The sequence below is a fragment of the Acinetobacter cumulans genome (genome assembly GCF_003024525.3).
GTDB classification, from domain to species: Bacteria; Pseudomonadota; Gammaproteobacteria; order Pseudomonadales; family Moraxellaceae; genus Acinetobacter; species Acinetobacter cumulans.
The window spans coordinates 2,998,493-3,011,324 of the sequence record NZ_CP035934.2 but is presented as its reverse complement, the minus strand read 5'-3'; the positions used below and the strand labels follow the sequence as shown (position 1 = coordinate 3,011,324).

12 protein-coding genes are annotated in these 12,832 nt (G+C 41.0%); 9 read left to right on the top strand and 3 right to left on the bottom strand.

Annotated elements, in window-relative coordinates:
* Positions 1–17: 17 nt before the first annotated feature.
* Entirely contained in the window at positions 18–536 is a 519-nt protein-coding gene (locus tag C9E88_RS14135) for an aromatic acid exporter family protein (RefSeq protein ID WP_106985394.1), read from the bottom strand.
* A gap of 177 nt (positions 537–713) precedes the next feature.
* Complete coding sequence (locus C9E88_RS14130) at positions 714–2,612, bottom strand: ATP-binding cassette domain-containing protein (RefSeq protein WP_106985395.1); 1,899 nt, start codon at positions 2,610–2,612, stop codon at positions 714–716.
* Between the two features lie 34 nt (positions 2,613–2,646).
* Between C9E88_RS14130 and C9E88_RS14125 the strand changes: the two genes are divergently transcribed.
* From C9E88_RS14125 to C9E88_RS14095, 7 genes are all read left to right on the top strand, one after another.
* Entirely contained in the window at positions 2,647–2,892 is a 246-nt protein-coding gene (locus C9E88_RS14125) for a SlyX family protein (RefSeq protein ID WP_106985396.1), read from the top strand.
* Positions 2,893–3,089: 197 nt separating this feature from the next.
* Positions 3,090–4,082, top strand: a complete 993-nt coding sequence (locus C9E88_RS14120) for a hypothetical protein (protein WP_106985397.1) — start codon at positions 3,090–3,092, stop codon at positions 4,080–4,082.
* Between the two features lie 332 nt (positions 4,083–4,414).
* On the top strand, positions 4,415–4,864 hold the full coding sequence (locus C9E88_RS14115; protein WP_106985398.1) for a hypothetical protein: 450 nt from the start codon (positions 4,415–4,417) through the stop codon (positions 4,862–4,864).
* 32 nt (positions 4,865–4,896) lie between these two features.
* Positions 4,897–7,539, top strand: coding sequence for a type I DNA topoisomerase (gene topA / locus C9E88_RS14110; RefSeq protein ID WP_106985399.1), 2,643 nt, complete (start codon positions 4,897–4,899; stop codon positions 7,537–7,539).
* Between the two features lie 97 nt (positions 7,540–7,636).
* Positions 7,637–8,620: an NYN domain-containing protein gene (locus C9E88_RS14105; RefSeq protein WP_106985400.1), complete on the top strand. Its 984-nt coding sequence runs from the start codon at positions 7,637–7,639 to the stop codon at positions 8,618–8,620.
* A 6-nt stretch (positions 8,621–8,626) separates the two neighbouring features.
* Positions 8,627–9,388 carry a hypothetical protein gene (locus tag C9E88_RS14100; protein WP_106985401.1) on the top strand — a complete coding sequence of 254 codons (762 nt, stop codon included), beginning with the start codon at positions 8,627–8,629 and terminating at the stop codon, positions 9,386–9,388.
* Between the two features lie 129 nt (positions 9,389–9,517).
* A complete protein-coding gene (locus tag C9E88_RS14095) occupies positions 9,518–10,090 on the top strand; it encodes an HdeD family acid-resistance protein (protein WP_106985402.1) in 573 nt (190 codons plus the stop codon).
* A 56-nt stretch (positions 10,091–10,146) separates the two neighbouring features.
* On the opposite strand, the gene C9E88_RS14090 is transcribed toward C9E88_RS14095, so the two are convergent.
* Positions 10,147–10,596 (bottom strand): carboxymuconolactone decarboxylase family protein, encoded by a 450-nt coding sequence (locus tag C9E88_RS14090; RefSeq protein WP_106985403.1) that lies wholly within the window; start codon positions 10,594–10,596, stop codon positions 10,147–10,149.
* 81 nt (positions 10,597–10,677) lie between these two features.
* Here C9E88_RS14090 and C9E88_RS14085 point away from each other — a divergent pair, with 81 nt between their 5' ends.
* Both C9E88_RS14085 and C9E88_RS14080 read left to right on the top strand, forming a co-directional pair.
* Complete coding sequence (locus C9E88_RS14085; RefSeq protein ID WP_106985404.1) at positions 10,678–11,808, top strand: glycerate kinase; 1,131 nt, start codon at positions 10,678–10,680, stop codon at positions 11,806–11,808.
* 73 nt (positions 11,809–11,881) lie between these two features.
* Positions 11,882–12,814, top strand: a complete 933-nt coding sequence (locus C9E88_RS14080; RefSeq protein WP_099475569.1) for an IS5-like element IS17 family transposase — start codon at positions 11,882–11,884, stop codon at positions 12,812–12,814.
* The last annotated feature ends 18 nt before the right edge of the window (positions 12,815–12,832 follow it).

Sequence of the window (12,832 nt, the reverse complement as noted above, 5' to 3'; positions counted from 1 at the left end):
TTCTTTTCAATATGTATTTAACTAAGATGTGATATTTTGCTCAAAATCGCTAAGGAAATTTTTTCAATTAAAAAAGCGACAAGACAGCCAATCAAGCAGTAGGCAATTCTTAATAATGCGCCATCAATTGTGTGGTGACCAACGTCGTACACGGTGACAATCAAAAAGCTCGATAATGCAATGCCAGTAAATTGGCTGGCCTTACAGCTTACGCAAATAATGGTGGTGAGGGTAATGCCGATCACCAAAAATAAGTATTCCAAATTAATATAATAGAGGTGTAAAAAACTGGCTTTGGACATGGCAATCCAAATGATAATTCCGACCACTGAGCCAATAAAATTGCCCGTGACTTGGTTAAAGTTAATTTTTTGTTTTAAGTCATATTGCAGGGTGAAAAATGCAGTTAATGAGCCCCATAAAAAGAAATTGGTGTCTTTGTCTTTATCAAAAATTAATGCCAGTAAAACCATGATAATGGCACAAGATAAAATTTTGACCACATACACGGTATTGGCAAAGTCTTTTGAATGCATACGGGTCCTAGGCTGGGCCAAATCAGTGGATTGGTTGAAGTTAAAGTGAATGCGAGATGTCAATCATCTTAATGCAATCTTAAGGCTTATTTTGAAGCAAAATGTGCTGTTAGAAGATCGCTTTTTCAGTTCACAAAAAAACGCCACGTGAAGTGGCGTTTTTTTGTGTGCGTAGAATTACTTGGTCATATTTTCCAATTCTTCTAAGCGCTCCATTTTTTCTAACATCAGATCATCAATTTCAGCCAAACGCTGTGAAGCTTGAGTCGCTGCATCTGCATCTTTCATAAACCAAGAGCCATCTGCAAGCTTTTCAGAAAGCTGTGCTTGCTCCTGTTCTAAGGCTTCAATTTCGGCAGGGAGTTGATCCAGCGCACGTTGGTCTTTATAACTCAACTTCACTTTTTTTGCAGGAGCAGTGGCTGCAGCTTCCGCTTTTGCAACGGCTTTTTTTACCGCACTTTTTTGATCAACGACTGTTTGATCTGGGCGTTGCTCTAAATAATCTTGATAACCACCCACATATTCATCAATGGTGCCTTTACCATCAAATACCCATGTAGAGGTCACAACGTTGTCCATAAATGCACGGTCATGCGAAATCAACAATAAAGTGCCTTTGTAGTTGCCGAGCATTTCTTCAAGCAGTTCTAAGGTCACCATATCTAAGTCGTTGGTTGGTTCATCCATCACAATGAGGTTAGATGGTTTAAGTAAGAGCTTAGCCAATAAGATACGGTTACGTTCACCGCCAGACAGTGCTTTTACTGGCGTACGCGCACGTTCTGGAGAGAACAAGAAGTCTTGTAAGTAGCTGTAAATATGACGACGGCTACCATTTACATCGACATGATCAGAACCTTCAGATACGTTATCTTTTACTGATTTTTCAAGATCAAGTGCATTACGTAATTGGTCAAAGTATGCCACTTCAAGTTGAGTACCTGTTTTTACTACGCCAGTGTGTTCTTGTTCACCTAAAATGGCTTTAATCAGTGTTGTTTTACCTACACCGTTATCACCTACTAAGCCAATACGATCGCCACGCAATACCAATGCAGAGAAATCTTTGATAATTGGTGCATTGTCGCCAAAGCGTACGCTTAGGTTATCAATTTCGAATACCACTTTGCCTGAGCGACTCGCTTCTTGCGTCGCCATCGTCACTTTACCTTGTTGTGAACGACGTGCTTTGGATTGCTCGCGAAGTTCTTTTAAAGCACGAACACGGCCTTCATTACGCGTACGACGCGCTTTAATGCCCTGACGAATCCAGACTTCTTCTTCGGCTAGGCGTTTGTCGAACAGTGCATTTTGCTTTTCTTCAGCTTCCATTTGCTGTGCTTTGAGATCGAGGTAACGTGAATAGTTACCTTCATAGCTACGCAAAATACCGCGGTCTAATTCAACAATACGTGTAGCTAGACTGTCGACAAATGCACGGTCATGCGAAATAAACAATAAAGTTAAATTGTTTTGATCGAGTAAGAACTTTTCTAACCATTCAATGCTTTCAACATCCAAATGGTTGGTTGGTTCGTCGAGTAATAACACATCAGGTTGTGTTAATAGCGCACGTGCCAAGAGCACACGACGTTTACGACCACCAGATAAGTCTGAAAGGTCTGCCTCTGGGTCTAGGCCCATTTTGCTTAAAATGGCATTCACTTTAGTTTCAAGTGACCAGCCATCATGTAAATCCATTTGATGTTGCAATTCGCCCATGCGTTCGCAAGCATCCATATCACCCAGTACACATGATTCGCTGGCTTCATGGTAGGCTTTTAAAATTGCGGCTGCTTCACCCGCACCTTCGGCAACGATATCTGCAACTTTACCTGATGACATGGGTACATCTTGCGTCAACATCGAAATGGTGATGCCGTTTTGTAGCGCAATTTCACCATGATCGGGCAATAAGCTTCCCTCAATCAGTTTAAGTAAAGTAGACTTACCTTCACCATTACGGCCAATCAAACACACTCGTTCGCCGCGTTCTAAGTTAAAATTCGCGCCGTCGAGCAAGGCAGGTCCACCAAACGCTAGTTGGACATCCCTTAAAGTAATATAGGCCATAATGTTTCCTGAAAATCTCAAATGAGGACTTAAAATGACTAAACAACAGAATTTGGATAATCAGGCGTCATTTTCCGCACCCATTGAAGATTTGCAAGTCCGAATTGCATTTTTAGACGATTTAGTTGAACAACTGAATGATCAAGTCGCACTTCAATCGGTGGAAATAGCTAATTTAAAGAAGCAGATGCAGCTACTTTACCAGCGCGTTGAGTCTGCAGATTTATCTGAAGGAATTGCAGCCTTCGATCCAATGACCAATCGCCCACCACACTATTAATGGCCAGATACATACTGGATAAATGCAAATAAATATCATAGATGCGCGTTTTTCAATGGAAAACGCTTCTGTGTGTTTGATATTGCATTTGCTAAATTCATGATGATTTACAATTCCTGAATAAGATCGCTTGACCTTTGCGGTATGTACCGCTGTAATGCGCATCTGAATAAAATTCCTGCACGATTTTTCTGATTATGAGTTCCAAAGCCGTATTGCTTGATTTAGAAAATAATATGCCAACGGCCAGTCTGTTGCGCGAAATTATTGAACATTATCCTGTTTTATATCTATTGAATTGCAAAGGATATTTTGAATATTCGCTTGAGGATTTAACAGAATTTTCAAGCTGGGTCAGCAGTGGGAAGATTATTATTCTAGACACGCCAAGTGCGGCGCAAAAAGAATTTGAATATGCTGTTGTGGTTGGGCAATTAATGGCTTTATTGGAATCAGACAGTCATGTCGAAATTATCTCGGCGATGGACAGTAGCGAAATGCTATTAGATATGCTGAGTAATGCAGATATTTCATGTAGCTTAATTCAAATTCAAGAAGACATACCTGCCGCTCACAGCGAACCGCATCATTTGCCGAGTGTAAGCACCATTAAGGCGAAACCACATTTGCAATTGGTGAAAAAATATTGCGATGCTTTAGGTAAAATGACAGGTAAGCCAAATACGGTTGAAGCACTGAGAAATTCAGTTGAAAACATCTTGCAAGTTTTGCCTGAAAAAGCACAGCATTTGGTGGGAATGTTGATTAACCTGAAAATTGTAAAGCGCTATGATGAGCAGGTGAATTTCCGTAAAAAGATACTCAAACAGTGGCTAAAACTGGATTTAGAGCAAACGGAATCGGTTGCACCTGTGACCAATTTAAGTGACGCTATGGCCCAGCTAAATAAACCTACAGGCGAAGAACAATCAGTAGGGGATTCTGATATACAAGTACTGGATTTATATCGCAACTTTGCGCAAGTTGACCCCGTACAGTTGGAAGTCATTAAAAAACTTAACCTGTTAAATGCGCAAAAACCCAAAGATATTTATGCGCTACGTGATGTGCTGAGTGAAATGTTCCCGCAATCTGATATTCGTTTATTACTCAAAGAATTATTGGATAAAGGTTATATTTATTGGAATGGTCATGAAGTCATTTATAGTCATGAAATGTTTTTAAATTAATGCGCATGTCGATCCAAGGCGGTTTTAAAAAATCGCCTTTTTCATGCCTACGATTTCGCTGGTTGTTAGAGATGCCCAATAAATCATCAGTGTTTTACGTGATTGTCACAGAACGCGAATAAAAGCTTGTTTTAACATAGGCCAGTTTTTTAGAGTACAGGCCTTTTTAGACGACACGCTGTTGGAAGAAAAGGTGGAATGGTACAAAAGCCGTGCAAATCAAAGGATTCATTTTATCGAAAATGAACAAATAAGCTGAGCATTAATTATTTTGATCTTGCCTTTTATATTGTGCTTGTGCAACTCTAATAAAGGAATGTAAAGGTTGTGCTATGGAAAATACTGGAATTTGGATTACAGTCTTCATTGTTGTGTTTGTGTTAGGGTCTATTTTTGGACTTCGGGTCAATCCTCGTGAAAAGGCTTTGGGCATTATGCGTGATAAGGCGCGAAAAATGTCTTTGCACCCGCGTTTGGTGGCCGCACCAGAGTGGACAAAAATCCCAATGGCGTCTGAGAAACGTGCCAGTATGGTGGCGTACTACAGTGTTTTAATTCCAGATGCCCGCTTACCCTTAATGCGTGCGCGTGTGGTCGATCAAAAACTAGAATTGGTGTATGGCGACGACAAGTTTAAGGATTTACCCGTTGCATTAAAGGGCATTTATGCTATTGATATGCAGGCGAACTGTGTGGGTATATTCTGGGATGAAGAATCAGACCTCAGAGCAACACAGCTTGAAGATATGAAAGCATATTTACATTCTTTGGCTGAACTTTAATTATTTAAATAAAACAGGATTAATGGTTAATTATGGCGAACGCTCCTCGGTCCACATCAAAAAGCAGCACAGCGCAATCTCCCGAAGCTGGTAAGAAGCGTGCCTTGGTGATTGTGGAGTCGCCTGCAAAAGCGAAAACAATCAATAAATATTTAGGTTCGGATTACATTGTTAAATCATCTGTGGGTCACGTACGTGACTTACCAACAGGTGGCTCAGCAAAAACTGCAGAAAAAAAACCTGCAACTCGTACCAAATTAACCGATGAACAGAAGGCTGAAAAAGCTCAAAATGCTTTGGTTAATCGTATGGGGGTTGACCCAGAACATGATTGGAAAGCGCATTATGAAGTGCTTCCTGGTAAAGAAAATGTCGTTTCAGAACTGAAAAAGCTTGCTTCGCAGGTTGACGAGGTTTATCTCGCAACGGACTTGGACCGTGAAGGGGAAGCGATCGCTTGGCACTTAAAAGAAGTGATTGGTGGTGACGATTCACGTTATCAGCGTGTGGTATTTAACGAGATCACCAAAAATGCCATTCAAGAAGCCTTTAAAAATCCATCGCGCTTAGATACCAACAAAGTGAATGCACAGCAAGCACGTCGTTTCTTGGACCGTGTTGTTGGCTTTATGATTTCGCCATTGCTGTGGGAAAAAATTGCCCGTGGTTTATCGGCAGGTCGAGTACAGTCTGTTGCGGTTAAGCTGGTGGTCGAGCGTGAACGAGATATTCGTGCGTTTATTCCAGAGGAATACTGGCAAGTCTTTGCAGATACCAAATCTGCAAAAGATGACATTCGCTTAGAAGCCGTAAAGCAAAATGGCAAAACACTTAAACTTCAGAACAAAGCGCAAACTGATGCGTTATTAAATCTGATAAAAGATGCCAACTATACCGTTTCAGCACGTGAAGATAAGCCAACCAAGGTCAATCCAAGCGCGCCGTATATCACTTCAACATTACAACAAGCAGCCAGCACGCGTTTAGGTTTCTCTGTGAAGAAAACTATGATGCTGGCACAGCGTTTGTATGAAGCAGGTTTTATTACCTATATGCGTACAGACTCAACATTCTTGAGTGATGATGCGGTAAATATGGTTCGTGGCCATATTGAGTCTGAGTTTGGTGAGAAGTATTTACCAGCCAAGCCAAATCGTTATGGCAACAAAGCCGGTGCACAAGAGGCCCATGAAGCGATTCGTCCTTCAACTGTGGGCTTAAAAGGCGATAGCTTAGTGGGTGTAGAGCGTGATGCTCAACGCTTATATGACCTCATTTGGCGTCAGTTTGTAGCGTGCCAAATGACGCCAGCAGAATATTTATCTTCGACTATTTTAGTGGATGCCAATGGTGTAGAACTTAAAGCCAAAGGTCGTACCTTAGTGTTTGATGGTTTTACCAAAGTACGTGGGCAAAACAAATCTGATGATGATGTACTGTTGCCTGCGGTGAAAGTCGGTGAAGTGCTTAAACTTGAAAAGTTAGATCCATCACAGCACTTTACTAAGCCACCAGCACGCTTTACTGAAGCATCATTGGTCAAAGAGTTAGAGAAAAAAGGCATTGGCCGCCCATCGACTTATGCCGCTATTATTTCAACCATTCAAGACCGTGGTTATGTGAAGCTTGAAAACCGTCGTCTCTTTGCAGAGAAGATGGGTGAGATTGTGACAGACCGCTTGGATGAAAGTTTTAATAACCTAATGAATTATGACTTTACCGCAGACTTAGAAGGTCAGCTGGATAAAGTTGCAGATGGCGAGCGTAATTGGAAAGAGTTACTGAATAGCTTCTATGGTGATTTCAAAACACGTTTAACCAATGCGCAAGGTGAAGGCGGTATGCGCCGTAACTTACCTGTAGAAGTTGCAGCTGTTCACTGTAAAGAATGTGAACGTCCAATGCAGATTCGTACGGGTACGACGGGCGTTTTCTTAGGGTGTTCAGGCTATAACTTGCCACCTAAAGAGCGTTGTAAAGGCACATTAAACTTAACACCTGTTGAGTCCTTAGCGGCATTATCTGATGATGATGCAGCAGAAACAGCGGACTTAATGTCGAAAAAACGCTGTCCGATCTGTGAAACAGCGATGGACAGCTACGTGATTGACGGCGGTCGTAAATTACATATTTGTGGTAATAACCCAGACTGTAATGGTTTTGAGCTTGAAGAAGGTGAGTTCAAAATTAAGGGTTATGATGGTCCAACCATTCCATGTGACAAATGTGATGGCGAGATGCAACTGAAAACTGGTCGCTTTGGCCCGTATTTCGCGTGCACAAGTTGTGATAACACGCGTAAAGTGCTGAAGAATGGTCAAGCTGCACCACCGCGTGTTGATCCAATCAAGATGGAACATCTCCGTTCAGTAAAACACGACGACTTCTTTGTTCTTCGTGATGGTGCTGCAGGTTTATTCTTGGCTGCTAGCAAGTTCCCGAAAATTCGTGAAACACGTGCGCCAAAAGTAGCCGAGCTACGCAGTGTTGCAGAACAACTGGATCCAAAATATCAGTTTATTTTACAAGCACCAGATGTAGACCCTGAAGGTAATCCAACCTTGGTGAAATTTAGCCGTAAGAACCAAGCACAATATGTAGGTTCTGAAACGCCTGAAGGGAAACAAACCAAGTGGTCATTGGTTTACCAAGATGGAAAGTGGATTGAAGCGTAAATTTTAAGATGTAAAAAATGCTGGCGATTGCCGGCATTTTTTATGGCAATATAAATAAAGGCAACAATTTGAAATAAATAATTTTTTGTGGGGAAAGATGGAATTACAAACTAAAAAATTTGCAGTTTTGATCGATGCTGATAACTCATCTATACAGGCGATACCTTCGGTACTTGAAGAAGTCGCAAAATACGGAATAGCTAGTGTCAAGCGAGTATATGGTGATTGGAGTAGTGAAACATTAAAAAATTGGAGAGATGTTTTACTTCCTCATGCAATTACGCCTGTACAGCAATTTGCCTACACAAAAGGTAAAGATGCTACGGATATGATTTTAATTATTGATGCGATGGATTTATTGTATGCAGGCGCATTAGATGGTTTTTGCATTGTTTCAAGTGATAGTGATTTTACGCCATTAGCATCCCGTATTCGTGAAAACGGGCTTACTGTTTTTGGTTTTGGAAAAAAAACTACGCCAGAAGCATTTAAGAAAGCATGTGATAAATTTATTTCGGTTGAAAATCTGCTCACAGTTGAAAAAGAAGAGATGAGAGAGGCAACTGATCTAACAGATAGTAAGAATAATATTAAAGAGCCATTAAAAAATGAAAAACTCGAAAAAGAAAATTTAAAATTAGATATAGATAAAGCTACATTAAATTTGATTTATAAGGCTGTGAAAGATAATTCAGACGATAGTGGATGGGCTTATTTAGGTTTAGTTGGAGGGTATATTAATGCGGTAAAGCCTGATTTTGATACAAGAAACTATGGATCAGATAAGCTTTCAACATTAATTAAGGCACTAGGTGTGTTTGAGACCAAAATGAAAGGTAGCCAAATGTACCTTCGGAAAAGTAGTTTTAGCTCTTTTTTACGGCTAGTTCAAAAAGCAATTAATATATATGCCGTCAATGATGGTTGGGCAAAAATGTCAGATGTTATTGAATACTTAAAAAAGACAGATTTAAATATAAGAAATTATGAGGAAGCAATTGAGACAATTCATTCAGGATGGATTGATTTTAAAGATATTGAAAAAAACAAATATATTAAAGTAAATCGTGTCTTGGTTTAAATTAACATGTGGAAAAAAATAAGAATTCTGTGCTTATTAATCGTGTTGGGGATTGTTGCTCTCAACGCGTATAGAGATAAAAATCAGGATTGGAACAAGCCTGTATTTGTATTATTACATCCAATTAATGCCGATGGTTTAGCGACAACCCAGACCTATATCCAACATCTTTCTGAGCGAGATTTAGATGGCGCACAGCAATATTTACAAAACTATGCGCAGCAATTTCGTGGGCAACCGACCTATTTTTACTTCCGTTTAGGACGTGAGTTGAAACAGTTGCCTCCCAAAGTACCCGATCAGGCCAATATTTTAGATGTCATGTTATGGAGCTTAAAGTTCCGTTTTTATGCATGGAACAATCAGCAAAAAAGTGATGGTCCTGCCAGCTTAACGCTATATCTAAATTATTATGATCCGCGCCAAATGCGAGAGTTAAAGCATTCAACAGCACTTGAAAATGGACGCATCGGCTCAGTGAATTTATTCGCATCCAAAAAGCAAGGTGCGCAAAATAAAATTGTCTTGGTACATGAGCTTTTACATGCCTTTGGCGCAACCGATAAGTATGATTTAGCAACGGGGCAACCGATTTTTCCGCAGGGTTATGCGTATCCAGAACAGTTACCGCGCTATCCACAGGCTAAGGCTGAACTCATGGCTGGGCATATTCCAGTTTCAGCGACGCAAAGTAAAATGCCAGAGCATTTAGCGCAAACGTTGATCAATACACAAACAGCACAAGAAGTCGGTTGGCTCAAACCTTAACTATGGATAACTCAAATTTTATCCACAGTCCTAAGTACGATTTGATGGAAAACTGTGTATAACTTTTGGACTTTTGCTTTAGTACAGAACGTGTTACAACTCAATAAAGCCATCTGACTTGAGAAGAATATGAGAACAGTAGGAAATGATTTAGTTCGACATCAATTACATGAAAATCGTAAATGGTATTTAGGCTTGGGCATTTTACTGACCATTTTTGGCGTTGTCTTATTAGCCGCTTTGCCTTTTGCGACACTGTCTGTGGTGTTTATTTTTGGTGTGCTCATGATGATTGGTGGTCTGTTGCATTTTGTGGCCGCATTTAAAATTTTTGAAGGAGGGTTTCGCTGGCTTTGGGCGTTGTTTGGTCTTTTGTATTTGGTTGCTGGGTATTATGCCTTTAGTACGCCAGTCAAAACGGCCATTATCTTGACCAATATTCTGGCGATTATTTTAATTATTGCAGGTGTGATTCGTGTCTTGAGTGCGCTTGTATTCCGTGCGATACAAGGCTGGGGTTGGACTTTATTTTCAGGCTTACTGACTTTAATTACTGGCGTGATTATCTTCATGTCGCCTGATGCGCCATTTTGGGTGTTGGGGTTATTTTTAGCAGTCGATATTTTATTCCAAGGAATTAACTATCTGACTTTGGCTTCATATATTCGCCGTGAAGTGCCAAAGAGCTCGGCAGATCAATAAGCTTAGAAGTAATCAGATGTAAAAAAGAGCGCTAAGGCGCTCTTTTTAGTATGCAATTAAGGCTTCACGCTGTAGCGACTGCTAATCGCAATTCGGTTCCATGCATTAATGACAATCGCTAGCCATTCAATGGCACTAATTTGTGCATCCGTTAAAAAGGGTAAAGCATCTTCATAAATCGCATCGGGCACTTGATCTACGGCAATAAGCGTGATGGCTTCCATTAAAGCTAAAGCTGCCCGTTCTGCTTGGTCATAGTATTCGGTTTCACGCCAAGCATTCAAAAGCGCAATTCGCTCTGCGCTTTCACCTGTTTTGAGGGCATCTTGAGCATGCATCCGAATGCAAAATGCACATTGATTAATTTGTGAGGCACGGAGTTTAAGCAAATGTGCAAAGCCTTCATTCAACTGTGCTTCTTGGACTTTTTGCATGGCCAAAGCATCTAGTTCGGCAACTTTTTTATACAGTTCAGGTGCAGACTGACCCAAGTTAATTCGAGACATTTCGAGCCTTTTTGATATTTAGATATACCTATTATTTTAAAACCGTTATGGTTTAGGACAAGGTTTATTTTGAGCATTGAGATGACCACTTTTGTTCTTGCTCCCGATTCATTTAAAGAAAGTCTGAGTGCGCAGCAAGCCTGTAACGCAATGCGACGTGCCATTTTAAATGTTATTCCACATGCAGATGTTATTGCCGTTCCAATGGCCGATGGTGGTGAGGGCACTGTGGATGCATTACTCAGTGTTTGCCATGGGCAAACACATGCAATCACAGTTAGAGGGCCTTTGCCTAATCAACGTATTCATACCTATTTTGGTCTTATCGATGAGGGAAAAACCGCAGTTATTGAAATGGCAAAAGCCAATGGTATTCACCTTGTGACAGTTAGGGCCCGAAATCCGTCACTGACTTCGACCTATGGCACGGGAGAAATGATCAAGGCAGCATTAGATTTAGGCGTGAATAAAATTATTATTGGCTTAGGCGGAAGTGTAACCAATGATGGCGGTGCTGGTATGGCACAGGCACTCGGGGTTCAATTTTTAAATGATCAAGCTACAGAAATTGAGGTTTGTGGCGGAAATCTACATCAAGTTGTACAGGTTGATGTGACCCAACTCGACACTCGTTTAGTACAGACCGAAATCATTATTGCTAGTGATGTCAATAACCCGTTGTGTGGTGTAAATGGCGCATCCTATATCTTTGCGCCACAAAAAGGCGCAACACAGCAGATGGTACAACAGTTAGACCAGAACCTTAGCCACTATGCTGATGTCGTTGAAGCGACACTGGGTTGTACTTTACGCAATGTTCAAGGTGCAGGCGCCGCAGGTGGACTTGGTTTTGGTCTGATGGCTTTTGCAGGCGCATCCATTCAATCAGGCATAGCGCTGATGATTGAGCAGACGCAGCTGGTGCAAAAAATTGCGCAGGCAGATTATGTGCTGACAGGCGAAGGTAAAATTGATCATCAAACCAAATTGGGTAAAACACCGTATGGCGTGGCGCAGGTGGCGAAGCAGTTCAATAAGCCTGTAATTGCTTTTGCTGGTGTGGTGGGTGAGAGTATAGCTGAACTTTATGATTTAGGATTTACGCAGATTGTTGGGATTAATCCACCAAATTGTGCCTTGGAAGATGCATTCAAAAATGCGGAAATGAATTTGCAAAAAGCGTGTGAAAATATAGCTAAATTATTGAAATAATGTTTATTGAGATCAAATAGGCTTTGTTGCACAAACCTATCTGTAAAGGCTTTTTCAGCGATATAATTTTCAAATGAAGAAGCCTACACACAAAATCTACCGCACAACCAATTGGCCCGCATATAACCGAGCACTCATGAGTCGCGGAAATATTGCCATTTGGTTTGATCCTGCTACGCAATGGTATGCTCCATCAAAAGGCAAACAAGGGCGAAATCAAACCTACTCCGACGCAGCTATCCAATGCTGCTTAATGATTAAATCTCTATTCCGTTTGTCTTTACGTATGGTCACTGGCTTTGTGCAAAGTCTGATTAAACTTTGCGGATTAAATTGGACCGCACCAGATTACAGTACGCTTTGTAGAAGACAAAAGCATATTGATATTGCAATCAGCTACCAAAAAAGTAGCGATGGGCTGCATCTACTCGTAGACTCTACAGGCATGAAGTTTCTAGGTGAGGGCGAATGGAAACGCAAGAAACATGGAGCTGAATATCGTCGCCAATGGCGTAAACTACATATTGGTATAGATGCCAAAACCCTACAAATACGCGCTATTCAGCTCACAACCAATAATGTCAGTGATTCACAGGTGCTTGGTGATTTACTTAATCAGATTCCACAAGATGAGCAGATTGACTCTGTTTATACCGATGGAGCTTATGACACCAAGCAATGCCGTCAGGTCATTGCAGATCGGCAAGCGCATGCGGTGATTCCACCTAGAAAAAATGCGAAACCATGGAAAGATACAAAGAGTAGCTCGCTAGAGCGAAATGAATTACTTCGAACAGTTAAACATTTAGGCAGGACATTATGGAAAAAATGGTCAGGCTATCATCGCCGCAGTTTGGTGGAAACCAAGATGCATTGCATCAAATTATTAGGCGATAAATTAATGGCAAGAAGCTTTCCTAGTCAGGTGAATGAGATCCATGCACGTGTAGCAGTCCTTAACAGATTTACGGAATTAGGTCGCCCACTTACCCAAGTTACGCCTTAAATTTGGATCAATTAGGGG